Annotated in this window: 20 protein-coding genes and 1 tRNA gene; 9 read left to right on the forward strand and 12 right to left on the reverse strand. The window is 58.9% G+C overall.

The window, feature by feature from the left end:
- Positions 1 to 9: 9 nt before the first annotated feature.
- On the reverse strand, positions 10 to 2,220 hold the full coding sequence (gene glgB, locus Q4577_RS05255) for a 1,4-alpha-glucan branching protein GlgB (protein WP_303471612.1): 2,211 nt from the start codon (positions 2,218 to 2,220) through the stop codon (positions 10 to 12).
- Entirely contained in the window at positions 2,217 to 4,595 is a 2,379-nt protein-coding gene (locus tag Q4577_RS05260; RefSeq protein WP_303471610.1) for a glycogen/starch/alpha-glucan phosphorylase, read from the reverse strand. The genes glgB and Q4577_RS05260 overlap by 4 nt, the downstream gene beginning before the upstream one ends.
- Positions 4,596 to 4,998: 403 nt before the next feature.
- On the opposite strand from Q4577_RS05260, the gene Q4577_RS05265 reads away from it, so the two are divergent.
- Both Q4577_RS05265 and Q4577_RS05270 read left to right on the forward strand, forming a co-directional pair.
- The gene (locus Q4577_RS05265) at positions 4,999 to 6,762 is read left to right on the forward strand and encodes an ATP-binding protein (RefSeq protein ID WP_303471607.1); all 1,764 of its coding nucleotides are present in this window, start codon (positions 4,999 to 5,001) and stop codon (positions 6,760 to 6,762) included.
- The gene (locus Q4577_RS05270; protein ID WP_303471605.1) at positions 6,759 to 7,985 is read left to right on the forward strand and encodes a sigma-54 dependent transcriptional regulator; all 1,227 of its coding nucleotides are present in this window, start codon (positions 6,759 to 6,761) and stop codon (positions 7,983 to 7,985) included. Before Q4577_RS05265 ends, Q4577_RS05270 begins: the two co-directional genes overlap by 4 nt.
- On the opposite strand, the gene Q4577_RS05275 is transcribed toward Q4577_RS05270, so the two are convergent.
- Positions 7,960 to 8,583 (reverse strand): HD family hydrolase, encoded by a 624-nt coding sequence (locus tag Q4577_RS05275; protein ID WP_303471602.1) that lies wholly within the window; start codon positions 8,581 to 8,583, stop codon positions 7,960 to 7,962. The two genes, Q4577_RS05270 and Q4577_RS05275, sit on opposite strands and share 26 nt — an antisense overlap.
- A 266-nt stretch (positions 8,584 to 8,849) precedes the next feature.
- On the opposite strand from Q4577_RS05275, the gene Q4577_RS05280 reads away from it, so the two are divergent.
- From Q4577_RS05280 to Q4577_RS05295, 4 genes are all read left to right on the forward strand, one after another.
- Positions 8,850 to 9,857 (forward strand): DctP family TRAP transporter solute-binding subunit, encoded by a 1,008-nt coding sequence (locus tag Q4577_RS05280; protein ID WP_244687192.1) that lies wholly within the window; start codon positions 8,850 to 8,852, stop codon positions 9,855 to 9,857.
- Positions 9,858 to 10,020: 163 nt separating this feature from the next.
- Positions 10,021 to 10,710: a TRAP transporter small permease gene (locus Q4577_RS05285; RefSeq protein ID WP_244687190.1), complete on the forward strand. Its 690-nt coding sequence runs from the start codon at positions 10,021 to 10,023 to the stop codon at positions 10,708 to 10,710.
- Between the two features lie 4 nt (positions 10,711 to 10,714).
- Positions 10,715 to 12,091 carry a TRAP transporter large permease gene (locus Q4577_RS05290; RefSeq protein ID WP_303471598.1) on the forward strand — a complete coding sequence of 459 codons (1,377 nt, stop codon included), beginning with the start codon at positions 10,715 to 10,717 and terminating at the stop codon, positions 12,089 to 12,091.
- Positions 12,092 to 12,222: 131 nt separating this feature from the next.
- Positions 12,223 to 12,735: a GNAT family N-acetyltransferase gene (locus Q4577_RS05295; protein WP_303471596.1), complete on the forward strand. Its 513-nt coding sequence runs from the start codon at positions 12,223 to 12,225 to the stop codon at positions 12,733 to 12,735.
- Between the two features lie 159 nt (positions 12,736 to 12,894).
- Here Q4577_RS05295 and Q4577_RS05300 read toward each other — a convergent pair whose 3' ends face one another.
- From Q4577_RS05300 to rimK, 6 genes are all read right to left on the reverse strand, one after another.
- A complete protein-coding gene (locus tag Q4577_RS05300) occupies positions 12,895 to 13,290 on the reverse strand; it encodes an iron-sulfur cluster assembly accessory protein (protein ID WP_244687183.1) in 396 nt (131 codons plus the stop codon).
- Between the two features lie 20 nt (positions 13,291 to 13,310).
- Positions 13,311 to 13,673 (reverse strand): SUF system Fe-S cluster assembly protein, encoded by a 363-nt coding sequence (locus Q4577_RS05305; protein WP_303471592.1) that lies wholly within the window; start codon positions 13,671 to 13,673, stop codon positions 13,311 to 13,313.
- A gap of 124 nt (positions 13,674 to 13,797) precedes the next feature.
- Positions 13,798 to 14,151 carry a DUF6404 family protein gene (locus tag Q4577_RS05310; protein WP_303471588.1) on the reverse strand — a complete coding sequence of 118 codons (354 nt, stop codon included), beginning with the start codon at positions 14,149 to 14,151 and terminating at the stop codon, positions 13,798 to 13,800.
- Positions 14,148 to 14,423: an NfeD family protein gene (locus Q4577_RS05315; RefSeq protein ID WP_303471586.1), complete on the reverse strand. Its 276-nt coding sequence runs from the start codon at positions 14,421 to 14,423 to the stop codon at positions 14,148 to 14,150. Before Q4577_RS05315 ends, Q4577_RS05310 begins: the two co-directional genes overlap by 4 nt.
- A gap of 2 nt (positions 14,424 to 14,425) precedes the next feature.
- Positions 14,426 to 15,286 carry an SPFH domain-containing protein gene (locus Q4577_RS05320; protein WP_303471663.1) on the reverse strand — a complete coding sequence of 287 codons (861 nt, stop codon included), beginning with the start codon at positions 15,284 to 15,286 and terminating at the stop codon, positions 14,426 to 14,428.
- Between the two features lie 128 nt (positions 15,287 to 15,414).
- A complete protein-coding gene (rimK, locus tag Q4577_RS05325) occupies positions 15,415 to 16,800 on the reverse strand; it encodes a 30S ribosomal protein S6--L-glutamate ligase (RefSeq protein ID WP_303471585.1) in 1,386 nt (461 codons plus the stop codon).
- A gap of 119 nt (positions 16,801 to 16,919) precedes the next feature.
- On the opposite strand from rimK, the gene tgt reads away from it, so the two are divergent.
- Together tgt and lon are read left to right on the forward strand one after the other, a co-directional pair.
- The gene (gene tgt / locus Q4577_RS05330) at positions 16,920 to 18,047 is read left to right on the forward strand and encodes a tRNA guanosine(34) transglycosylase Tgt (RefSeq protein WP_303471584.1); all 1,128 of its coding nucleotides are present in this window, start codon (positions 16,920 to 16,922) and stop codon (positions 18,045 to 18,047) included.
- A gap of 275 nt (positions 18,048 to 18,322) precedes the next feature.
- A complete protein-coding gene (gene lon, locus Q4577_RS05335) occupies positions 18,323 to 20,743 on the forward strand; it encodes an endopeptidase La (protein ID WP_303471582.1) in 2,421 nt (806 codons plus the stop codon).
- 198 nt (positions 20,744 to 20,941) lie between these two features.
- Here lon and Q4577_RS05340 read toward each other — a convergent pair whose 3' ends face one another.
- The 3 genes from Q4577_RS05340 to Q4577_RS05350 all read right to left on the reverse strand — a co-directional run bounded on the left by Q4577_RS05340 (position 20,942) and on the right by Q4577_RS05350 (position 23,314).
- Positions 20,942 to 21,178, reverse strand: coding sequence for a hypothetical protein (locus Q4577_RS05340; RefSeq protein ID WP_303471581.1), 237 nt, complete (start codon positions 21,176 to 21,178; stop codon positions 20,942 to 20,944).
- 383 nt (positions 21,179 to 21,561) lie between these two features.
- Complete coding sequence (locus Q4577_RS05345; protein ID WP_303471579.1) at positions 21,562 to 22,743, reverse strand: amidohydrolase; 1,182 nt, start codon at positions 22,741 to 22,743, stop codon at positions 21,562 to 21,564.
- A 481-nt stretch (positions 22,744 to 23,224) separates the two neighbouring features.
- Positions 23,225 to 23,314 (reverse strand) — tRNA-Ser (locus Q4577_RS05350).
- 211 nt (positions 23,315 to 23,525) lie between these two features.
- On the opposite strand from Q4577_RS05350, the gene Q4577_RS05355 reads away from it, so the two are divergent.
- On the forward strand, positions 23,526 to 24,359 hold the full coding sequence (locus tag Q4577_RS05355; protein ID WP_303471577.1) for a hypothetical protein: 834 nt from the start codon (positions 23,526 to 23,528) through the stop codon (positions 24,357 to 24,359).
- Positions 24,360 to 24,520 lie beyond the last annotated feature (161 nt).

The raw sequence follows: 24,520 nt of genomic DNA on the forward strand, positions 1-24,520 counted from the left end.
TATCGCGGCTCAGGCCGTTTTTAATTTCAGGAACATGGTCGCCAGCGGCGGAATGGTCAGGTTCAGCGATTGCTCACATCCATGCGCGCCTTGCGGATCTGTCGACAGGTCGCCGGCATTGATTTGATTGCTGCCGCCATAGCTGTCCGCATCGGAGTTCAGCATTTCCTGCCAGACGCCCGCGTTCGGCACGCCAATCCGGTATCCGCTGCGTGTCACCGGCGTGAAATTCGACACCACCAGCACCGGATCGCTGCCGTCCTTGCCCAGACGCAGCCAGGCAAAGATCGAATCCTCGGCATTGCCGCCGTCGATCCAGCGGAACCCTTCGGGTTTGCTGTCCAATTCATGCAGCGCTGGCGTGGCGCGGTACAGCGCGTTCAGATCGCGCACCAGCGATTGCATGCCCTTGTGCGGTCCATATTCCAGCAAATGCCAATCGAGGCTGGATTCATTGTTCCATTCCTCGTGCTGGGCAAATTCACACCCCATGAACAACAGCTTCTTGCCCGGGTGTCCCCACATGAAGCCGTAATAGGCCCGCAGATTGGCAAACCGCTGCCAATCGTCACCCGGCATCTTGCGCAGCATCGACCCTTTGCCATGCACGACCTCGTCATGGCTGATCGGCAGGACAAAGTTTTCGCTAAAGGCGTAATGCAGGCCAAAGGTCATCTTGTCGTGGTGATATTTCCGGTTCACCGGGTCTTCGGCCATGTAGCTCAGGGTGTCGTTCATCCAGCCCATGTTCCATTTGAACCCGAACCCCAGGCCGCCGCTGTCGGTCGGCGCGCTGACACCGGGAAAGGCGGTGGATTCCTCGGCAATGGTCATGATGTCGGGTTGGTCGGCATAGACGGCTTCGTTCATGCGCTGCATGAAACTGATCGCTTCCAGGTTCTCGCGCCCGCCGTGGATATTGGGCACCCATTCGCCCTCTTTGCGGGAATAGTCACGATAGAGCATCGACGCCACCGCATCGACGCGCAGCCCGTCGATGTGAAATTCCTGAACCCAGAATTTCGCGTTGGCAATCAGGTAATTGGCGACCTCGGACCGGCCATAGTTGTAAACCAACGTGTTCCAGTCCGGGTGATAACCCTCTTTCGGGTCGGCATGTTCATACAGCGCCGTGCCGTCAAACTGACCCAGCCCATGGCTGTCGGTCGGGAAGTGCCCGGGCACCCAGTCGATGATCACGCCCAGTCCCGCCTGATGGCAGGCATCGACAAAATAGCGGAAATCGTCCGGCGTGCCGAACCGCGATGTCGGCGCAAAAAGACCCACCGGCTGATAGCCCCAGGAGCCGCCAAAGGGATACTCGCTGATCGGTGTGGTCTCGACATGGGTGAAGCCCATATCGACGACATAATCCACCAGCTGGTCGGCCATTTCACGATAGGTCAGCGACCGGTTTTCATCCTCGGGGACGCGCCGCCAGCTTTCCAGATGGACCTCGTAGACCGAAATCGGCCGGTCGATGCGATGTTCGCCGCCACGGGTTTTCAGCCATTTGGCGTCCTGCCAGTCATAGCCGGTCAGGTCGCGCACCACGGATGCGGTGCGGGGTGGCAGCTCTGCGCCGAATCCAACCGGATCGGCCTTGAGCGGGATCAGGTTGCCGCCGGCATCCTGAATTTCATATTTATAAGACGCGCCATCGCCGATACCGGGCAGAAAGATTTCGCAAACGCCCGTGGCCCCACGCCGCCGCATCACATGGCGCCGCCCATCCCAGCCGTTGAAATCCCCGACAACGGAAACGCGTTTCGCATTTGGTGCCCAGACCGCGAAATGCGTGCCGGGCACATCTTCGTGGGTCATGACATGCGCGCCCAGGGCACGCCACAGATGGCCGTGGGTGCCTTCGCCCAACAGATATTCGTCAATTTCGCCCATCACCGGGCCAAGCGCATAGGCATCGACCTCTTCCCAGATCACGCCGCCACGTGTCATGCGAAGCTGATAGTCGAACCGCGTCTTGCGACGCGGCACGATTGCACAAAATACACCATCCCCCCCTTCAGCCGGTTCGAGATCGACAATCTTCTTGCCGGTCTTGGCGTCCAGAACCTCGACACTGTCGGCCTCTGGCCGAAAGGCGCGGATCACAAGGTTGCCGTCAAACGCGTGCAAACCCAGCACGGCAAATGGATTGCCATGCGCGCCATTGGCCAGGCTGGCGGCCTCGTCCGGGTGTATCAGGGGGGCTGTTGTCATCCACTTTTCTCCAGATTGTCGGTGCCTGCCGGGCCCGCGTGCCAAATGTCGCGCGCGTAACCACGGATCGTACGGTCGGAGGAGAACCAGCCCATGCTGGCCGTATTGCGAAGCGCCATGGAGGACCAATTGACCTGATTGCGATAAGCTTGGTCGACATCGCGTTGCGTGTCAAAGTAACTGTCGAAATCGCAGGTCACGAGGAAATAGTCGTGGTCGTAAAGATTGCCGACCAATTCATGGTATCGCGAGGCTTCGTCCGGCGAAAACACACCGTCAACGATCTGGCCCAGAACACGCCCAAGACGCGGGCTGGCCTCGATCGCATTGCGGGCAAAGCCGGGATGGCTGCGCCGCTCCTGGACTTCGGCGGTGGTCAGACCGAACAAGAAGAAGTTCTCTGCCCCGACATGTTCGCGGATTTCCACATTCGCGCCGTCCAGCGTGCCGATGGTCAGCGCACCGTTCAGGGCGAATTTCATGTTGCCGGTGCCCGATGCCTCCTTGCCCGCGGTCGAGATCTGTTCCGACAGATCCGACGCCGGGATCAGCATTTCCGCCATGGTGACATTGTAGTTCGATGGATAGACCACCTTCAGCAGATCCTTGGTCACCGGGTCATTGTTGATCCGGGCGGCCACATCGTTGATCAGATGGATGATCTGCTTGGCCACGTGATAGCCGGGTGCTGCCTTGCCGCCAAAGATCTTGACGCGCGGGGTCCAATCGCCACCGGGATTGTCCCGGATGTCATTCCACAACGCGATGGTTTCCAGAATGTTCATCAACTGGCGTTTGTATTCATGGATGCGCTTGATCTGCACATCGAACATTGCGTCCGGGTCGACCTGAACACCACAGGTTTCGGCGATCCACTTGGCAAGTTTGACCTTGTTGACGCGTTTGGCCGCACGGAAATCGGCAAGGAATGCGGTGTCCTCGGCCTTGGCATTCAGCTTTTGCAACTGCTCCAGATCGGCGACCCAATCGCTGCCGATCTCACGCGTGATCAGATCGCTGAGCGGCGCATTGCTGGTATAAAGCCAGCGGCGCGGCGTGATACCGTTGGTCTGGTTGATGATCCGTGTCGGGTGGATCTTGTGCAGATCGGCAAACACGGTTTCCTTGACCAATTCGCTGTGCAGCGCCGACACACCATTGACCTTATGCGCCATGATGAAGGCCAATTCGCCCATATGCACATGGTCATGATTGATGATGCGCGGGCTGCCGGGGTGGTGGGCCTGATGGTTGTTGTCGATGGCGCGGATGATTTCCAGATGCCGGGGCAGCACATAGGCCATCAGTCCCTCGTGCCATTTTTCCAGCGCTTCGGGCAACAGCGTGTGGTTGGTATAGCTGAGGCATCTGCGCGCCAGTTCGATGGCTTTGTCCATCTCCAGCCCGTGATCATCCACCAGAATGCGCACCAGTTCGGGACCGGCAATGGCGGGGTGGGTGTCGTTCAGCTGGATCGCCACGTGATCGGGCAGGGCGGTGATGTCGTCATGGTCGGTCAGGAACCGGCGGATCAAATCCATCAGCGAGGCGGCGGTGAAGAAATATTCCTGTTTCAGCCGCAGCTGCTTGCCCGCATCGGTGGTGTCATCGGGGTACAACACGCGCGAAATCGTGCGCGCCAGCGCCTCGGACCGGCCGGCGGCAAGGTAATCACCACGGTTGAAGCTTTCGAGGTCAAAGGCCCCTGCAGCCTTGGCCGCCCAAAGCCGCAGCGTGTTGCCCCAAGTGCCCTTCCAGCCAATGACCGGCGTATCATAGGCGGTGGCAAAGACGCTTTCCGACGCATGCCAGATGGCCTTGCCCTCGTGGTGATCCACGTGGCCGCCAAACCGGATTTTGTGCCGCACTTCGGGGCGTTCGAATTCCCAGGCATGTCGCTGTGACAGCCAGGTTTCGGCGGTCTCTACCTGTTTGCCGTCAGAAAACTTCTGTTCAAACAGGCCATGTTCGTAGCGGATGCCATAGCCATAGGCAGGGATGCCAAGGGTCGCGAGGGAATCCATGAAACAGGCGGCCAACCGGCCCAGCCCGCCATTTCCCAGCGCCGCGTCAGGTTCGTCATGCACAATGACATCATAGTCCTGACCCAGTTCCTCGATCGCGCTGCGCGCTTCCTTGTCCAGCCCCAGATTGGCGGCCATGTCTTCGACCAGACGGCCCATCAGGAATTCCAGCGACAGGTAATAGACCCGCTTCGCGCCGGTTTCATAGGTTTCGCGCGTGCTGCGCACCCAATGATCGACCATGCGATCCCGCAGCGCCAATGACAGCGCGATACGCCAATCATAAACCGACGAATGGGCCGCATCCTTGCCCAAAGAATAATTGATGTGGTGGAGAATCTCGTTTTTCATATTACCTGCTCACAGCATTGGTTTTAAGGACTGTTAGCGCTAAACTTGGGGAAAATCCACCAACTTCATTCGAACCATCTAAAATGCCGCACCTGCAAAGTAGTACCGTAGTGGGGCCCTCCGTCGAAAAAGAATGCATAATGCGCCGAGTTGGCGCAAGGGGCGTGATCCGCCGTCGCCGTGCCAGCCGGATCAGGGCAGGGCGCGGTGGGTATCTTTTTTGGTGCCCGCCGGAGCATGGGGTGATTGGATGGGGTGATCGGGCTGCGTGTGCTCTTTGCCGTCACATGCAATGGGTGCCAGGTGGGGCAACTTCTGACATTACCGACAGCACCGTGCGACATTGCCGACAAAGGTGCCGACCGGCATTCCTTTGCGCGGCGGCTGGCGCTAAGCTGGCGGGATGAAAGCCAGGTTCTCTTCCCCACGCGCTCTTGCGGTGTTGTATGTTGTGGTGATTGTCGTGGTCAGCGCCGCCGTTTGGCAGACCGGATTCCGCCAGGGGCTGGACCAATTGGCACGCCGGGGCGAGGCGGATTTGTCGTTGGCTGCGGACCGGCTGACTGCGCAATTGCAACATAATGCCGAGGTCGCGGTGCTGACCGCGACCCATCCGGTTCTGGCGGCGCTGCATGACGGCGGTGACCGTGCCCGCGCCGAGGCGCTGCTGTTGGATGTGGCCGACAAAACCGCGGCGCTGACGATGATTTATGTCGATGCGACGGGCGCGGTGCTGGCGTCCTCGACCGAGGATGTGCCGGAAAACCTGACCGAAAGCCGCTATTTCAAGCGCGCCCTGCAGGGGGCTTTGGGCTCGGACCATGTGGTCAGTACCGTCTATGGCGTGCGCAGCTGGTTCTTTGCCACACCGACCTTTGCCGCCGATGGCGTGGTGCGCGGGGCCTTGGTATTGGGGGTGGATATTGACCGGCTGGAGGAAAACTGGCGCGGCGATCGCCCGACGATCTATTTTCTGGACCGTGACGGGCTGGTGTTCATATCCAACCGGTCCGAGGTGCTGTTGTGGCAACGACGGGCAGGCGATATCGGGCCGTCGGCCCCGGGGGGCAAGGCCCCTGGCGCGCGGCGTTTGGGCGGGCATAATATCTGGCAGGTGGATTGGTCGCCCTATGTGCCGCGTCGCGCGCTGCATCTGACGCAGGACCTGCCGTTGATTGATTTGCGCGCCGAGGCGTTGATCGACACGGGCCCGGCACTGCGGCTGGCGCTTTGGCAATCGGCGGCGGTGGCGGCGCTGTTGGCGACCTTTGGCGCCTTGCTGTTTCTGGCGGGCGCACGGCGGCGCGCGCTGGCGCTGGCCAATCGGCGGCTGGAATCGCGGGTCGCCAGCCGCACCCGCGAGCTTTCGGATACCAATACTGCCCTGCGCCATGAGGTGCGCGAACGCGAAGAGGCCGAGGCCGCCCTGAAACGCGCCCAGGCGGATCTGGTGCAGGCGGGTAAATTGTCGGCACTGGGCCAGATGTCCGCCGGCATCAGTCATGAGCTGAACCAGCCGTTGATGGCCATCCAGCAATATGCCGAAAACGCCCAGGCCTTTCTGGATCGGGACCGGCCGGAAACCGCCCGCGACAACCTTGGCCGGATTGCCGCCATGGCCCGGCGCATGGCGCGTATCATCAAGAACCTGCGTGCCTTTGCCCGCAATGAAAGCGAGCCGATGGGCCGGGTCGACATCGTGGCGGTGATCGACAGCGCGGTCGAACTGGCGGAAACCCGATTGCATCATGGCAATGTGACCCTGCACTGGCAGCGTCCGGCGGTGCCGATCTGGGTCTGGGGCGGCGAGGTGCGATTGGGGCAGGTGTTCCTCAACCTCGTGTCCAATGCCGTTGACGCGATGGAGCGGAGCGAGACCCGCAATCTGACCATCACCCTGACCGATGGCGACCGCCCACGCGTGACAATGGCCGACAGCGGCCCCGGCATCGCAGATCCCGATCGGATGTTCGATCCGTTTTATTCGACAAAACAGGTTGGCGGCCCGGATGGCATGGGGCTTGGGCTGTCGATCTCTTATGGGTTGGTGCAAAGCTTCGGCGGCACGATCCGCGGCGCCAATGCGCCTGGCGGTGGTGCGGTGTTCACCGTCGAGCTGGAGCGGTGGCGCGAAACAGATGCGGGGGCAGGGGGCGAAGCGGCATGAAACAGGTTTTGTTGGTCGATGATGATGCCGGGTTGCGTGACGCGCTGTGCCAATCGCTGGACCTAGCGGGGTTTTCTGCGGTGCCAGCGGCGTCGTTTGTCGTCGCCAAGGATCACATCCGTGCGGATTTTCCCGGTGTCATCCTGTCTGACATCCGCATGCCGGGGCGGGACGGGTTTCACCTGCTTGATTTCGCACAAGAGGTCGATGCAGAGCTGCCGGTGATCCTGTTGACCGGCGAGGGTGATGTGCCCATGGCGGTACGTGCGCTGGGGGCCGGGGCCTTTGCCTTTCTCGAAAAACCTTGCCAGACCGAGGAATTGCTCAAAGTGCTGGAGCGGGCGATTTCGATGCGCACCATGGTGTTGGAAAATCGCCGGTTCAAAAACCAGTTAGAGGCCGGGGACGCCGCCGCGCGGCTGTTGTTCGGCGCATCCGAACGGTCAGAGGCCCTGCGCGCCCAGGTGCGGCAGGTGGCGCATTCCACGGCAGAGGCGCTGGTGACCGGACCGCAGGGGTCGGGCATCTCCAAGGTTGCCGAGGTGATCCATCTCTGCTCGCCCCGCGCCAAGGGGCCGTTTGAAAAGCGGGCCGCGCGGATCATGACGCCCGACGATCTGGTCACCGCCTTTGGCATGGCCAAGGGGGGCGCGCTGTTTCTGGATGGCATTGCCGATATGCCCGCCGACAGCCAGCTTGTCCTGCTTGATCTTCTGGACAGCCAACGCGAGGTGCGGTTTATCGCCGGGGCGGTGGGCGGATTGGACAGGGCCCTGGCCGAAGGCCGGATCGATTCCGATCTGTTTTACCGTCTGAACGTGCATCCGGTGCGCATTCCCGCCCTGTCGGAACGTCCCGAAGACATTCCGGTGATGTTCCGCCACTACGTCGAACAAGCGGCGGAACAGGCCGGAATTCCTGTGCCTGAAATCAGCCATGATCATGCCGCCGCCCTGATGGCACAGAACTGGCCCGGCAATGCCCGGTCCCTGATGTCGGCGGCAATGCGGTTTGTGCTTGGCATGCCGGAAGAGGTGGCGCGTAATGCCGATCTTGGTCTGGCGGAACAGATGGCCCAGGTCGAACGCTCGCTTTTGGTTGCCGCATTGGGCCGCCAGAACGGCCGTGCGTCAGAGGCCGCGAAACAGCTGAAACTGCCGCGCAAAACCTTCTATGACAAGCTGACCCGCTATGGCATCAAGCCCGAGGATTTTCGCCGTTGAAATTGGCGGCTTTGGCCCGCGTCATCACATCCACCTTGGCCCGGAGCGTTTTCAGCAACGGGGTGCGTTCGGTCCATTTCACACCATACCCAAGGTTCCAGAGGTAATCGAAATCCGCATCCTGTCGCCCGGTGACGTGCTGAAGCATCGTTTCGATTTTGTCCAACCCCTTGGCCCATTGCGCTTCGGTGGTTTCGCCGGCGTCGTATTCCGCCCACAGTTTCAGAATGCGATGCTTGATGTCCTCCGGCAGCCCGTCTGACAGGGTCAAAAGATCGTCACGTTCGCGGGCGGATTTGTCTACCGCAGGGTCTTGGTCGATGGCCGGGACATCGCCCGAAATCGCTTCGCCAAGGTCATGCAGAATGCAAAGCCGCAAAAGCTGAAGCATATCGACCCGGTCCATATCGTCCTCAAGCAGCAGCGCCAAAAGACACAGGGACCAGCTATGGGCCGCGACGCTTTCCAGCGCCCCGTCACCGGTGCGCCGCCCGGAGCGCAAGGTATCCTTGAGGCGGGCGGCGCGTCGCAGGAAGGCCAGCACCCGATCAAAACGGTCTGCTTCTGCCCTGTGTTCCGGGTTTGAATGATCATCCATCTGGTCACCCTGCCGCAGATGCAAAGGATTCGCCACGCGCCCCGAGATGTGCGGATTTTCGCACTGTTTGCCGCTAACCCTGTGCGAATTTTCGCACATCTGGTTTGTGCGGGTCATGGGGGTCGAAATTTAATATATATTTCTCAATGCATTAATCGCCTCTCATCACGCTTTTCACAAAGTCTTGAGCGGTGCGGCCACCGGATGTCTATTGGCAACGTGCCGTTCGCAAAGAACCGGACAATTATTCTCGGGAGGAGAGATTGATGAAAACATTCCTGACCACCGCCGCCACCGCAATGGCGCTGACCGTGACCGCAACCACCGGTGCCATGGCGGCCTGTGACGACGGCGAAATCGTGATCAAATTCGCCCATGTGACCAACACCGACAAACACCCAAAGGGCATTGCAGCCTCGCTGCTGGAACAGCGCGTCAATGACGAGATGAACGGCAAAGCCTGCATGGAGGTTTTCCCGAACTCGACGCTTTACAATGACGATCAGGTTCTTGAGGCGATGCTGCAAGGCGACGTTCAGATGGCGGCCCCTTCGCTGTCGAAATTTGAACGGTTCACCAAGCAATTCCGCATTTTCGACCTGCCGTTCATGTTCAAGGACATCGCCGCCGTCGACACATTCCAGAACTCGGAAACTGGTCAGGCGATGAAAGAATCCATGATGCGCCGTGGTCTTCTGGGCCTCGCATTCTGGCACAATGGCATGAAGCAGATGTCGGCCAACAAGCCGCTGATCCTGCCGACCGATGCCGAAGGTCTGAAATTCCGGGTGCAAAGCTCTGACGTGCTGGTCGCCCAGATGCAGGCGATGGGCGCTTCGCCCCAGCCGATGGCATTTTCGGAAGTTTACGGCGCGTTGCAACAGGGCGTTGTCGACGGGCAGGAAAACACCTGGTCCAACATCTATGGCCAGAAGTTCTTCGAGGTTCAGGACGGCACCACCGAAACCAACCACGGTGTGCTTGACTATCTGGTCGTGACCTCGACCGATTTCTGGGAAAGCCTGCCGGACGATACCCGTGACCAGCTTGCCACCATCATGATGGAAGTCACAGAGACCCGGAATGCGGAATCGACCAAGGTGAACGGCGAGGCCAAACAGGCCATTCTGGACGCCGGTGGTGTCGTGCGCGAACTGGATGGCGATCAGCGTCAGGCCTGGGTCGATGCGATGAAGCCCGTTTGGGAACAGTTCCGCGAAGATGTCGGCCAGGAAAACATCGACGCCGCACAAGAAATCAACATGATGAACTGATCCGGCAATGGTGTTTCTGGCCTGCGTTTTGTGGGCCGGAAACACCGCGCACGGATAGAGAAACCACAGCCGGGGCTTGTTGCAAGGCCCGGCGCGTGACTTTCAGGATGCCAAGGCCGGATTGGGCCAGGCTCCGTCAATTCCACAAAAAAGGGGACGGGCGATGGCAGCCCATTACGAACCCACGGGCATCCTGGGCCGCTTGGTTCATGAGCTTGAAGAAACATTCATTGCGCTGATCCTTGGGGCCATGACCCTGATCACATTCATCAATGTGGTCTTGCGCTATGGCTTTAACACCGGCCTGATCTGGGGGCTTGAGGCGACGGCCTTCCTGTTTGCCTGGCTCGTGCTGTTTGGCGTGAGCTATGCGGTCAAGGTCACGGCCCATCTGGGGGTTGATGCGGTCATCAACCTGTTCGACAAACCGGTGCGCAAGGTGCTCGCGCTGGTCGCGGCGGCGGTCTGTATCATTTACGCCTTTTTGTTGCTGAAGGGGGCCTGGGATTACTGGGCCAATTTCGCCAATTTGCCCCAGACAACCGGGCGCTGGTTTCCGACCGGTTTCGAAGAGATGCGCAGCTCGTCCTATCGCGCCTGGTATGAGGTCAACGACATTCCTTTGCCGTCCTGGTTGCAGTTTCTGGAACCCTGGCTGAACGAAGGCGAAGCATATGAGAAGATCCCGCGTCTGATCCCCTATGCGATGTTGCCCTTTGGTGCGGCGCTGCTGTTGTTCCGGTTCATTCAGGCCACCGTGCGGCTGGTCAATGGCACCGCCGAGAGCCTTATTGTCAGTCACGAAGCCGAAGATGCGGTGGATGACGTCCGCCACATGAATTCCGGGGAGTAGTCGGATGGAAGTCGTATTCCTCTTTACCATGGTCATCGGCCTGATGCTGATCGGCGTGCCGATTGCGGTGTCGCTGGGCATGTCGTCGATCTTTTTCTTGCTGGTGCTCAGTGACACGTCGCTGGCCTCGATCGCCCAGACGTTTTTTCAGGCGATGGCCGGGCATTACACGCTTCTGGCGATCCCGTTCTTTGTGCTGGCGTCGTCCTTCATGTCGACCGGAGGCGTGGCGAAACGGATCATCCGGTTTTCCATCGCCCTTGTTGGCCACTTCCATGGCGGTCTGGCCATTGCGGGTGTCTTTGCCTGCATGTTGTTTGCTGCGCTTTCAGGCTCTTCGCCTGCAACCGTAGTCGCCATTGGTTCCATCGTCATCGCCGGCATGCGCGAAGTTGGCTATACCAAGGACTTTGCCGCCGGTGTCATCGCCAATGCCGGTACGCTGGGCATTCTGATCCCGCCGTCCATCGTGATGGTGGTCTATGCCTCTGCTACCGATGTGTCGGTGGGGCGGATGTTCCTGGCCGGGGTTATTCCGGGTCTGATGGCGGGCACCATGCTGATGCTGACGATCTATGCGATTGCCCGCGTCAAGGGTCTGCCAAAGGGCGAATGGAAAGGCTGGGGCGAGGTGTTCCGGTCCGGTTCCGAGGCCGGTTGGGGTCTGTTCCTGATCGTCATCATCCTTGGCGGCATCTATGGCGGGATCTTCACCCCGACCGAAGCGGCGGCGGTTGCGGCGGTCTATGCCTTCTTTATCGCGACATTTGTCTATCGTGACATGGGGCCGCTTTCCAAACCGGATGGTGAACGCAACCTGACGCTGATGCAGAAGCCCATCGCATTGGTGACCGCGTTCTTTCACAAGGATACCCGCGACACCCTGTTCGAGGCTGGCAAGCTGACGGTGACGTTGATGTTCATCATCGCCAACGCGCTGATCCTGAAGCACGTTCTGACCGATGAGCAGATCCCGCAACAGATCGCATCCTCGATGCTGGCGGCCGGTTTCGGTGCGGTGATGTTCCTGGTGATCGTCAACGTGATCCTGCTGATCGGTGGTCAGTTCATGGAACCCTCGGGCCTGATCGTGATCGTCGCGCCGCTGGTGTTCCCGATTGCCATCGAGCTGGGCATCGACCCAATCCATCTGGGCATCATCATGGTGGTCAATATGGAAATCGGCATGATCACCCCGCCGGTTGGTCTGAACCTTTTCGTGACCTCGGGCGTTGCCGGCATGCCGATGATGCGGGTTGTGCGGGCGTCGCTGCCGTTCCTGGCTGTGCTGTTCGTGTTCCTGATCATGGTGACCTACATCCCGATCCTGTCCACATGGCTGCCGACGATGTTCATGGGACCAGAGATCGTGGTCAAGTAACGAGTGATCGTTTAAAGAGGAGGAAGGCGGCGCTCACTATGGGGGCCGCCTTTTTCTTTTGGGGGTGTGGCTGGCCGGGTCTGGTGCCGGATCGGGCCGCGCGATCCCCGCGCAATGGGAGGATTTTCAGATTGGCGAACACCACAGAGGCTTGGGTCTTTCGCAACGCCGTGCCACTGGATGCACCGCGCTGCTATGAGATCGAGACATCGGCCTATGACGGCGAAGAGTCGGCCACGTTTGAGAAAATCCAGCAACGGATTACCGCGTATCCTTTGGGGTTTCTGATCCTCGAAATCGAAGGCAAAATTGCTGGCTTCATCAACAGCGGGTGCGCCTATGACGTTGAAATGTCTGACGAAGATCTAAAAGAGCTTGTCGGACATGATCCTGCCGCGCCCAATGTGGTGATCATGTCGGTGGTTGTTGATCCGGCCTGTCAGGGGCGCGGATTGTCCCGGCGTCTGATGTCCGAATTTGTGGCCCGCATGATCGAAGCTGACAAGCAAACCATTCACCTGATGTGCAAAGAGCATCACCTGGCCTTGTATGAAAAGTTGGGCTTTCGCTATACAAAGCCCTCTCTCTCTGATCATGGCGGGGTCAGCTGGCATGAGATGGTGATGGAGCTGCCCAGCGTATAGGTGGCAACCGGTTTCATCCACGGCCGGGCCGAACGGCATACTGTCGACATGACGCTTTGGTCTTGAACCACACCGGACGCAAAACAAACGGACCACGAAAAAGGCGGCATCCGATTGGACACCGCCTCTTGTGATTGGTTGTCGATCAAATGACCGAGACTAGTTCAGCTTCGGCACACCGTCGGGAAAGGCTTCGCTCAGCTCCTCGACGTCCTTGAACTTGATCGATTCACCACAGCCACAGGCGTCGGACACATTGGGGTTGTTGAACTTGAACCCGCTTTCCAGCAGCTCGACCGAATAGTCGATTTCCGTGCCAAACAGGAACATCTGCGCCATCGGCGCAATCATCACCCGCGCGCCGTCCTGTTCCACGACCTCATCATGATCGCCAACGTCATCGACGTAGTCCATCGTGTATTCCATGCCCGCACAGCCGCCTTTCTTGACGCCGATGCGCAGGCCCGCGTGGCCCTTTTTATCCATCAGCTTCACGATCTGGCGGATCGCGGCGGGGGTCATGGTGACGGCTTGTTTGCCGGGAATGCCAAACATTTTTGCCTCTTTCTACAGATCTACATGAATCCCAGTTCCAACCGGGCCTCATCGCTCATCATGTCCATGCCCCAGGGCGGATCCCAGGTCATTTCCACATCCACATCCTGAACCCCGTCCACCGGGCCGACCGCATCAATCAGCCATCCGGGCATCTCACCGGCCACCGGACATCCCGGCGCGGTCAGGGTCATGATGATGTTCACCTTGTTCTCGTCGCTGATCTCAATCGTGTAGACCAACCCCAGATCATAGATATTCACGGGGATTTCAGGGTCATAGACCGTACGGCAAGCCTCAACCACGCTGTCATACAGCGTATGTTCGGTGCTGGACGGCTTGATCAGCGGCGCGCCTTCCATCGGCGCGGTGGCGTCATTCATCTTCGGGTGCCTCGTGTCATTTCTTAGCAAACATATAGGGATTGCTGCGCCCCGGGTCCAGAGCAGGGGCGAATTGTCTTGTGGTCATAGCTTGGGCGACGATCGGGTGCCACAAAACGGGCAATCAGAGATCATTCCAATTGCGCAATCCGTGGCGTTTGCGGCTGCGATGGGTCAGGGTGGACAGTATCAGACCAAACAACGTGCCTGCCACAAGGCTGGACAACAGCGCCGCAGGCACCGACATGCCCCGCGCCGACCAGTCGAGGAACCACATCAACAGCCCCCAGAAGACACTGAAAAACGCACCATACACGAGGGCCAGTTGCCAAAACCCGATGTAATAGGGTGGCCGGGGGCGCAGCCCAAGGCGGCGCAAAAGCAAAATGACGGGCGGCGTCGCGTTTGATTGCCACACACCGGCAGAGGTCATCTCGGCCTGTGCTGCCGTCCACCGACGTTCATATTCTGTCGTCACTCGTTGATGTCCCGGTCAAATCTTTTGGCCTGTCCATGGGGCAGGGCAAAGATCTTGCGCAGCATCAGCCAGGCCACCAGCGACAAGCCGGCAAAGATGAGCAGGATCATCGCCGGGGACAACAGCGCCAAGGGCCCCAGCATGGCCAAACCGACCAGCGCCGCACCAATGGCGAAGCCAAGGAACAAAAAGGCGGGCACCAGAATTTCAAGGATGGCCAGCAAAAGCGCGGCCGCCAGCCAGACCCACCAGATGGTTGCGAAATCCGCCATGATCAGCGCCCTTTCAACATCTTGAAGGCATCGCCAAATGCCTCAAGCGCCTGAGCTGGCACGACAATTGTCTGATTTCCTGCGCCCTGGCCCAGTTTGTTCAGCGACTCCACCTGTTTCAGCGCCACCTGGTATTGTGCGGCCTCAAGCCCGTTTTCCGCAATTGCCTTGGCGACGACGCCGGTGGCATAGGCTTCGGCATCGGCCTGAATGCGGCGGGCCTTGGCGATTTGTTCGGCTGAATACAGCTCGGCATCGGCGGCCAGTTCTACCGCGCGCTTCTTGCCCTCGGCCTCTGTCACATTGGCGCGGCGGGCGCGTTCGGCGTTCAGCTGTTGCAACATCGCTTCGCGGGTGGCGGCATCAAGGTTCACATCCAGAAGTTCGGCGCGGGTCACCTCGATCCCCCAGTCATCGACCACGGCGCGCACCTGTTCCTTGATCGTGGCTGTCAGCATCGACCGGTTGGATTGCACCTCGTCCAGTTCCATCTTGCCGATTTCAGATCGCACAATCCCGGCCACGGTGGTGGCAATGGCGGCATCGACATCTCGGATGCGATACACGGTCTTTTCCGGTTCGGTGATGCGATAAAACACCGAGGTATCGACCTGAACCAACACGTTGTCCGTGGTGATGGCGTCCTGGCTCATCGTTGGCAATTGTCGTTCCAGAATCGAAATCCGATGCGCCAGCTTGTCCAGAAACGGAACGATGAAATTGATCCCGGGGCCAAGCACCGCATGCAGGCGGCCAAAGCGTTCGACCACGAATTTTTCCGATTGGGGGACGATCTTGACCCCTTTCAGAACCACAATGATCAGGAAAACAGCCGCCAGAAGGGTGACGATGTTTTCCTGCATCAAGCCAAAAATCAACTGTTCAATATCCAAGACACAAATCCTCGTAACAAGAAAAACCCCTAGGGAAATGGGCGTGCCATGCTGCAATTTCAATATGTTGGGCGCAGCACCTTACCCAACGCATGATCTTAGTCGGTCTTGCGCCGTCGCACGGGCTGGGGCCGCACATGGGCCTCGATGTGATCATAAAGCAGGCCTGCGATGTTCTTGCCGCTGGCTTTTTCGATGCCTTCCAGACCTGGCGAGGAGTTGACCTCCAGCACCTTTGGTCCGGCTTCGGCGCGCAACAGATCGACGCCCGCCAGTTTCAGCCCGAACACCCGCGCGGCCTTGACCGCCGACTCGCGTTCTTCTTTGGAAATCCGCACCATTTGCGCACTGCCGCCGCGATGCAGGTTGGAGCGGAAATCGCCCTCGGCCCCGGTGCGTTTCATGGCCGCCACGACCTTGCCACCGACCACAAGACAACGGATGTCTTCGCCAGCCGCTTCCTTGACGAAATCCTGCACCAGAAAGTTGGCTTTCAACCCGCGAAAGGCATCAATCACCGATTGCGCCGCTTTCTTGGTTTCGGCCAGAACCACGCCTTTGCCCTGGGTGCTTTCCAGCAATTTCACAATCAACGGCGCTGTGCCGACCAACCCGATCAGACTGTCGGTGTCCTTGGGCGAGGCCGCAAAGGCGGTGTTTGGCATGCCGATCTTGTGGCGTGCCATAAGCTGATGCGCACAGAGCTTGTCCCGGCTTTGGGTGATCCCGGTCGAGCCATTGACGCAATAGGTACCGATGGTTTCGAACTGCCGCACCACGGCGGTGCCATAGCTGGTGACGGACGCGCCGATCCGGGGAATGATCGCGTCATACCGGGGCAGGCGCTTGCCATCGTAATAGACATCCGGGGAAAGCGCATTAATCGCCATATAACAACGGGTTGTGTCGATAACCTCAACCACGTGACCGCGTTCTTCGCCCTCGGCGACCAGACGGGCGGTGGAATAATTGGCCTCGCGGCTCAGCACCGCGATGCGCAGCGCGCGATTCGGCGCCATTTTGCGCACGCGGGTCGAATGATAGACGTCAAAGCTCAGCTCTGGTTGCTGGAACTTTTCGCTTGGCACCACTGCGACATTTTCCGCCAGCGCCTGACGGCCCAGCAACATATGGTTCGACATGCCGCGCCGGTCGGTCAGGGTGACCTCGATCGGCCAGGTTTTCTGGCCGACGGTAATGTCGGTGCGGATCACATAGCGCGATTCTGAATCACCGTTGGACGAGATCACCTCGCGCCGGTCAACGATTTCGGCGGAACAGGGGATCGACAGGTCGTCGCGCCCCGGAATCGGATGCACGGCAAAGCGCACCTTGGGTTTGGATGCGGGGCCAAAGCGTTCGATATCATAGGCATGCAGCGCCGATGTGCGCGCGCCGGTATCTACCTTGGCACGTAATGCGGGCAGGCCCAGATCGGGCAGAGAAACCCATTCTTCCCAGCCCAGTTTGATCTCTTCGGTCATGTGAACGCTCCCGTGTCTGGGTGCAGCCCTAGCAAGCGCCGGGTGACGGATCAAGGACCGTGGCGCGGGCTGTTCGGCAAAGGCTCGACAATTGCGGCCAAAGCGGGCAAATCGAACTTATGACCCAAACTTCTTTTACGCTTCATGCCAGTGATGGCCGCGCCCGCAGTGGCACAATCGACACCCCGCGCGGCGAAATCCGCACGCCGGCCTTCATGCCCGTCGGCACCGCCGCCACGGTCAAGGCGATGCTGCCGGAAAACGTGCGCGCCACCGGGGCGGATATCCTGTTGGGCAATACATATCATCTGATGTTGCGACCGACAGCGGAACGGATTGACCAATTGGGCGGCCTGCATGATTTCATGAACTGGCAACGGCCCATTCTGACCGACAGCGGCGGATTTCAGGTGATGAGCCTGGCCAGTCTGCGCAAGCTGACCGAAGAGGGCGTGGCGTTCAAATCCCACATTGACGGCTCAAAGCATATGTTGTCGCCCGAGCGGTCGATGGAAATTCAACGGTTGCTTGGCTCTGACATTGTGATGTGTTTCGACGAATGCCCGGCGCTGCCTGCTGATCGGGACCGGATTGCCGCCAGTATGGAATTGTCGATGCGATGGGCCGCGCGCTCCAAAGAGGCCTTTGGCGACCGCCCCGGCCATATGTTGTTTGGTATTCAGCAGGGCGGTTTGGAACAGGACCTGCGGGCGCAATCCGCCGAGGCGCTGCGCGAGATCGGGTTTGACGGCTATGCTGTCGGCGGCTTGGCCGTGGGCGAGGGGCAGGAGGCGATGTTTGGGTGCCTTGATTATGCGCCGGAACAGCTGCCAACGGATCGGCCCCGCTATCTGATGGGGGTTGGCAAACCCGATGACATCGTCGGCGCAGTGGCGCGCGGCATCGACATGATGGATTGCGTGTTGCCGTCCCGTTCGGGGCGCACCGGTCAGGTGTTCACCCGTCACGGTGTGTTGAACATCAAAAACGCCCGCCACCAGAACGACCCGCGCCCCTTGGACGAAGATTGCAGCTGCCCCGCCTGCCGCAATTATTCCCGTGCCTATCTGCATCACGTGTTCCGCAGCCAGGAGATCATCTCTTCCATGCTGCTGACATGGCACAACCTGCATTATTATCAGGAACTCATGGCAGGGATGCGGACCGCAATCGGTGCAGGTGTCTTTGCCCAGTTCGAGGCAGAGTTTCACGCGAAGCGGGCACAGGGCGATATCGAGCCACTGTGAAAACTGTGAAAACGGCCCTGCCGGGCCCGGGGCGATCGGCGTTAAATACAGCATTGGGCCGACAATCCGGGGGATGGTAACCGGAAATCAATCACATGGTCCGATACCTGCTTGCGACGCCCCGCGGCAGCGGGCATTCTGACCCGCAACGATAACCAAGGGGGCGCATACTTGAATGCGCGTGGGCCTAGCCCTACCTACAAAAGCCAGACAGGAACCGGTGAGCGCTGCCGCATTGTGGGGCCATTCCGGTTTGCCAATAATAAGGAAAGAGCATGCAAGAGCCTCTTAACTCAAGCTATCCCGTCCTGCCGCTGCGCGATATCGTGGTGTTCCCCCACATGATTGTGCCGCTGTTCGTGGGCCGTGAAAAATCGGTGCGCGCATTGGAAGAGGTGATGGCGGACGACAAGCAGATCCTGCTGTCGAGCCAGATCGACCCCGGTGTCGATGATCCGGCATCGGATGGCATCTACAAGGCCGGCGTGCTGGCCAATGTGCTGCAACTGTTGAAGCTGCCCGATGGCACGGTCAAGGTTCTGGTCGAAGGTGTGGCCCGGGTGCGGATCACGGAATACCTTGAAAACGATGACTTTTTCGAAGCGCGTTGTGAGTATCTGACCGAAATGCCCGGCGATCAGGCCTCGATCGAGGCGCTGTTGCGCACCGTGGGCGCGGAATTCGAACGCTATTCCAAGGTCAAGAAAAACATCCCCGAAGAGGCGCTTGTCGCGGTTTCCGAAACCGAAGAGCCAGCCAAATTGGCCGATCTTGTGGCCGGACATCTGGGCATCGAAGTTGAGCAAAAGCAGGATCTGCTGGAAACTCTGTCCGTGTCTGAACGGCTGGAGAAGGTATATGGGTTGATGCAGGGCGAAATGTCCGTGCTTCAGGTCGAGAAAAAGATCAAGACCCGCGTCAAATCCCAGATGGAGCGCACCCAGCGCGAATATTATCTGAATGAGCAGATGAAGGCCATTCAGAAGGAGCTGGGCGATGGCGAAGATGGCGCCAATGAAATCGCCGAGCTGGAAGAAAAGGTTGGCGCAACCAAACTGTCAAAAGAGGCCCGTGAAAAGGCCGATGCCGAGCTGAAAAAGCTGAAAAACATGTCGCCCATGTCGGCAGAGGCAACAGTGGTGCGCAACTATCTCGACTGGATGTTGTCGATCCCGTGGGGCGTGAAATCCCGCGTCAAAAAGGATCTCGGCAAGGCCCAGAATATTCTGGATGATGACCACTATGGCCTTGATAAGGTTAAGGAACGCATCGTTGAATATCTTGCGGTGCAGCAACGTTCGAAGAAGCTGAAAGGCCCGATCATGTGCCTTGTCGGCCCTCCGGGTGTTGGTAAAACCTCGCTTGGGAAATCGGTTGCCAAGGCGACGGGGCGCGAATTTATTCGTATCTCGCTGGGTGGCGTGCGCGATGAATCCGAAATTCGCGGTCACCGCCGGACCTATATCGGTTCGATGCCGGGCAAGATCATTCAGGCGTTGAAAAAGGCCAAGACCACCAATCCGCTGATCCTGCTCGATGAAATCGACAAGATGGGCCAGGATTTCCGTGGCGATCCCGCATCCGCCATGCTGGAGGTGTTGGACCCGGAACAGAATGGCACCTTTGTCGATCACTATCTTGAGGTGGAATATGACCTCTCGAACGTGATGTTCCTGACCACATCGAACAGCTACAACATGCCGGGGCCGCTGTTGGACCGGATGGAAATCATTCCTCTGGCGGGCTACACCGAGGATGAAAAAACCGAGATCGCCAAACGCCATCTCATCCAGAAACAGGTCAAGAATCATGGCCTGAAGAAGGGTGAATTCGAACTGACGGATGGCGCGCTGAGCGACATGGTGCGGTATTACACGCGTGAGGCCGGTGTGCGGAACCTTGAGCGTGAGATCGCGAAAACCGCCCGCAAGGCAGTGACCCAGATCGTCAAAGGGCGCGCCGAAAAGGTTGTGGTGTCGTCTGACAATCTCTCGGATTTCCTGGGCGTGCGCAAACATCGCTACGGTCTGGCCGAGGATGAGCATCAGGTCGGTGTTGTGACTGGCTTGGCCTATACCTCGGTTGGTGGTGATCTGTTGCACATCGAGGCGCTGCGCCTGCCGGGTAAGGGTCGGATGAAAACCACCGGCAAGCTGGGCGATGTGATGAAGGAATCCATCGACGCCGCCGCCAGCTATGTGCGGTCGATTTCGCCGCAAATCGGGGTGAAGCCGCCGAAATTCGACCGGTTGGATATCCACGTGCACGTGCCGGATGGGGCCACGCCCAAGGATGGGCCATCGGCCGGTCTGGCGATGGTGACCTCGATCGTGTCGGTGCTGACGGGGATTCCGGTGCGCAAGGATATCGCCATGACCGGCGAGGTTTCCCTGCGCGGCAATGCGATGCCAATTGGCGGGCTGAAAGAAAAGCTTCTTGCGGCACTGCGCGGTGGGATCAAGACTGTGTTCATCCCGAAGGAGAACGAAAAAGATCTGGCGGAGATCCCGGAAAATGTCACATCGGGCATGAAAATCATCCCCGTCACCCATGTGTCAGAGGTCCTGGAACAGGCGTTGATCCACAAGCCAGAGCCGATTGAATGGGACGAGGCCGCTGCTGACGCAGCAGAAGAGGCCGCAGCCCAGCGGCGTCTGGCCAGAGGTGACGACGCCGCCAGCCCGATCGCACATTGATCCGGTGACATGACAGATCTGTCGACATTGAAAGGGCCGCTCATACCGAGCGGCCCTTTGCATTTGGTCTGGGTTGCATTTGGACTGGGTAAAATCTGGACTGGGTAAAATCTGGGCTGGTTAAGATCTGGACTGGGTAAGATCTGGACTGGGCAAAACTTGAACCGAGTTAAATCTGAACTGGGCTAAAATCTTGGCCTAGTGGCCATAATAATGGCCGCCGCCACCTCCACCCGACGATGCGGCAACCGCAATGATCACCACCGTCATAAACAGCAATGTCACCATCGGGCTGCTGGAGGATGCACCGTCCTGGGTCGAGATGATCATTTGCTGTTCAACATCCTTGGCGCTCATCCTAGTTTTCTCTGGCGCGGCCACGGATGTCGTGGCCAGACAGCCACTTAAAATCGAAGCGAGAAAAAGGCGTTTCATGGTTTTGGTCCCCCTGTTTCAACTCAAATAGAGCCGCCTGTCACGAAGCCCCCGAAAATCGCGGGTCAACAGGACGGCATGAGCGACTGAGAATTTCCCTGATGGCGCCACGGGGTACTTTTCATTGCGTAAAACTACCATGTTTCAGCAATTTTTGCAACTTTTCTGTTTCAAAAGCCGCCCACGCCCACAACAACAGATAAAAAACTGCGCGCGATTTGGCGGCGACCGCGGCCTTTGCCGGGACACAAATCTATGCAGAAGAGTTCATTGTCATCGCGAAAAAGCGGGGCGCATCGCGACCCGCCATGTCCGATGCCCAAAGGTGTTCCCCTCAGCCATCGCAAGCAGCACCCGTCATTTGCTGGCCAAGAGGCCAGGCCCTAGACCGAAGTCGAGCTTTGATCCGTGCCACCCAATAAATCGCGCGCGATGCGTTCAAAGATTGCACTTCCGATTGGGATCAAATCATCGGGGAAATCGTAATCCGGGTTGTGCAGGGCCGCATGATCTTCGCCCGGTCCCAGACACAGCATCGCGGCTTTTGCGTTCCATCCAAAAACTCCAAAGTCCTCGGATGCCCGCATTGGCACGCTTTCTTCGCCATGCGGGACACCGATTGCCTCCATGGCCCTGACCGCGACGGCATAGGCCTCTGCGTCATTTACAGAGGCCGCGAAATGATCGTGGATCTCAAAGCTGACGCCCAGCCCGAATTCCTTTGCCACAGTCGTGGCAAGGTCGCGGGCTGCGATTTCAAGGTTTTCGATGCTTGCATCCGCCGCTGTGCGTAGCGTGGCAAAAACCTCGGCCTCACCGGGGGCAATGCCAAACGAAGGTTCGCCAATATTGGCGTGGGTGATCGTGACCAGACGAAAATCGTCGTTGCGTGGTCCACCTTCGCCGTGACCCAATGCGTCAAGTGCCGGGATGAGCTTGGCGACAGCCTGCGCAGGCGAGACACCGTCCTGTGGGTCGGCTGCGTGGGCAGTTTTGCCGCGCAGCATGATTTTCAGCCCCAAGGAGGCGCAATTCATCAGCCCAATGCGGGTCGCGACAAATCCGAATGGGGCGCCGGGTTCGTTATGAATGGCAAAGGCCCAATCTGGTGCAAGCTCTGCGAAAGAGGGATCAGCGACAACAGCCTTGGCACCGCTTCCATCTTCTTCCGCAGGTTGAAACATCAATATCACGCGCCCTTTGGCAACCGGCTTGCGTGAGATCATCCGCCCCAGGGCAAGCAGCATTGTCATATGGCCATCATGGCCGCAGACATGGCTCTTGCCGGGGATTTCCGAAGGCCAGTCAATCGCGCCGTTACGCTCTTCGATCGGCAGGGCATCAAGCTCTGCGCGAAACAGAACCGTCGGGCCGTCCTGACCACTGTCAAAGACCGCTGCCACACCATGTCCCCCCAACCCGGTCACAATCCGCGTAGGCGACATCGGCTTCAACGCCTCGACAATGGTCTTTGCGGTTTCGGTCTCTTCGCCGGAAATTTCGGGGCGGCGGTGAAGCGCGCGACGAAAGTTCGTCAGTTCAACCAGATCACGGTTTGTCAGCATGTTTCTCTGCGCCTTCGAATTTGCGTCTTGTTGTCGTTATCAAACGACCAATCGTCCGGCGAACATTAGAACGGCTTGGGGGAAGATTTCAAACACTCTCGACCGGAACGTGTCCGACCGCCATATCCGCGCCCTGAGCCACCAATTCCCTCTCGGCCTCCCGCACGACCGGCGACCAATTTTTGTCAAAAGCCTTGTTTCGCTCTTTTGGCGGCATGCCATCAGCCCAACAGGTACACCCAAGGCGGTCGCGGGTTATTTCCCTGTCGATGAAAGTGGGGCAGGCAGGTTCGCCCGTCATTCCGGAGAGCTATGGCAAGCCAAGCCTGGCCACATGTCCGCATCCAGAAATCAAAGGTTTCGGCGAAAACAGCCGAGAATGACCTTATGCGATTGGCACAATGAGCCACGTCCAAGCATTTTCCCAATGTGGGATGGGGGTGACGAATTCGTCACTTTGCACAGTGACATCAATGCCTAATGGCGGAGAGACAGGGATTCGAACCCTGGGAACCCGTGAAGGCTCAACGGTTTTCGAGACCGCCCCGTTCGACCACTCCGGCACCTCTCCGCGGGGGTCTGGTGGGGCCGTTTAATCTCTCTTTTCGCGGGGTGCAAGCGGCAAAGGTGGATTTTTTGATGGATTTTTCAAAGTGGCTTTTTGTCGGGCGCCATACATCGGAAAATCGCCGGTCCGCTGCGGATTGTGCAGGCCGCGCTTGGAAAACAATGGGGCAGGGGCTAGATGTAGGAAAACAGCTTTGATCGGAGCCTCATCAGACATGCTGCATTATTGCGCCTCCCTGGCAACCGCCGCTCTGATCGCGATTGCCCCTGTGGCCCACGCGGAACCATTGCGCGCCACGGACAACCTTTTGGATATGCTGGGTTTGCAGGAAACCGTTGCGGTCATGCGCCGTGAGGGCATGGATTATGGCAATGAGCTGGCCGAAGAGATGTTGCCCGGTGGGGCCGGGGCCAGCTGGTCGCGAATGGTTGCGCAAATCTATGACACCACCCGTATGGAGGATGTGGTGCGCGACGGGTTCGCGGCGGCCTGGGAACAGGAAGGCCGGGAGCTGGGCGAAGTGACGGCATTTTTTGCCAGCACCGCAGGCGCGGAAATTGTCCGGCTGGAGGTTTCGGCCCGCGATGCGATGACCGACCCCGATGTCGAGGATGCGGCGCGCGCCGCCTATCGTGACCGCAGCGATCAGGACGACGACCCGCGTCTGGCCATGATCGACCAATTCATCGACAACAATGACCTGATTGACGCCAATGTGGTGGGCGCGATGAATTCCAGCTACGAATTCTACGCCGGGCTGGTGGATGGCGGCGCTTTTGAGATGAGCGAAGAGGAAATCCTGGGCGTGGTCTGGGAAAGCGAAGCAGAAAGCCGGGCTGACACCCGCGAATGGCTGTTTGCCTATATGATGATGGCCTACCAGCCGTTGGATGACGCGGCTCTGGGCGACTATGTGGCCATCTCTGCCAGTGACGCAGGCAAGGCGCTGAACCGGGCGCTGTTTGCCGGGTTTGACCAGATGTATACCGAAATTTCCTATGCTCTGGGACTGGCGCTGGCCCACCAAATGACCGCACAGGAATTATAGGGCGAAAGCCCTGTGCTGCTGGTTGACTCAGGCACCGGATCACCGTATCAGCCCCCAATCCCGGCGGGTCTCTCGCCGGGTTTTGATTCAATGACGTTCGTAAATGAACGCGCTGTTTGCGGCGGCAGGAGTTTCGGCACCTGCCACAAACGCCGGGACAC

This window comes from Marinovum sp. 2_MG-2023 (genome assembly GCF_030548265.1).
Taxonomy (GTDB): domain Bacteria; phylum Pseudomonadota; class Alphaproteobacteria; order Rhodobacterales; family Rhodobacteraceae; genus Marinovum.

Excerpts from the sequence above, each read along its gene's own strand:
- tgt (WP_303471584.1), top strand. The coding sequence starts at position 16,920 with ATGACCCAAACTTCTTTTACGCTTCATGCCAGTGATGGCCGCGCCCGC.
- Q4577_RS05270 (WP_303471605.1), top strand. The coding sequence starts at position 6,759 with ATGAAACAGGTTTTGTTGGTCGATGATGATGCCGGGTTGCGTGACGCG.
- Q4577_RS05280 (WP_244687192.1), top strand. The coding sequence starts at position 8,850 with ATGAAAACATTCCTGACCACCGCCGCCACCGCAATGGCGCTGACCGTG.
- lon (WP_303471582.1), top strand. The coding sequence starts at position 18,323 with ATGCAAGAGCCTCTTAACTCAAGCTATCCCGTCCTGCCGCTGCGCGAT.
- Q4577_RS05305 (WP_303471592.1), bottom strand. The coding sequence starts at position 13,673 with ATGAATGACGCCACCGCGCCGATGGAAGGCGCGCCGCTGATCAAGCCG.
- Q4577_RS05260 (WP_303471610.1), bottom strand. The coding sequence starts at position 4,595 with ATGAAAAACGAGATTCTCCACCACATCAATTATTCTTTGGGCAAGGAT.
- Q4577_RS05265 (WP_303471607.1), top strand. The coding sequence starts at position 4,999 with ATGAAAGCCAGGTTCTCTTCCCCACGCGCTCTTGCGGTGTTGTATGTT.
- Q4577_RS05315 (WP_303471586.1), bottom strand. The coding sequence starts at position 14,423 with ATGGCGGATTTCGCAACCATCTGGTGGGTCTGGCTGGCGGCCGCGCTT.
- Q4577_RS05345 (WP_303471579.1), bottom strand. The coding sequence starts at position 22,743 with ATGCTGACAAACCGTGATCTGGTTGAACTGACGAACTTTCGTCGCGCG.
- Q4577_RS05340 (WP_303471581.1), bottom strand. The coding sequence starts at position 21,178 with ATGAAACGCCTTTTTCTCGCTTCGATTTTAAGTGGCTGTCTGGCCACG.
- rimK (WP_303471585.1), bottom strand. The coding sequence starts at position 16,800 with ATGACCGAAGAGATCAAACTGGGCTGGGAAGAATGGGTTTCTCTGCCC.
- Q4577_RS05275 (WP_303471602.1), bottom strand. The coding sequence starts at position 8,583 with ATGGATGATCATTCAAACCCGGAACACAGGGCAGAAGCAGACCGTTTT.
- glgB (WP_303471612.1), bottom strand. The coding sequence starts at position 2,220 with ATGACAACAGCCCCCCTGATACACCCGGACGAGGCCGCCAGCCTGGCC.
- Q4577_RS05290 (WP_303471598.1), top strand. The coding sequence starts at position 10,715 with ATGGAAGTCGTATTCCTCTTTACCATGGTCATCGGCCTGATGCTGATC.
- Q4577_RS05285 (WP_244687190.1), top strand. The coding sequence starts at position 10,021 with ATGGCAGCCCATTACGAACCCACGGGCATCCTGGGCCGCTTGGTTCAT.
- Q4577_RS05355 (WP_303471577.1), top strand. The coding sequence starts at position 23,526 with ATGCTGCATTATTGCGCCTCCCTGGCAACCGCCGCTCTGATCGCGATT.
- Q4577_RS05300 (WP_244687183.1), bottom strand. The coding sequence starts at position 13,290 with ATGTTTGGCATTCCCGGCAAACAAGCCGTCACCATGACCCCCGCCGCG.
- Q4577_RS05320 (WP_303471663.1), bottom strand. The coding sequence starts at position 15,286 with ATGCAGGAAAACATCGTCACCCTTCTGGCGGCTGTTTTCCTGATCATT.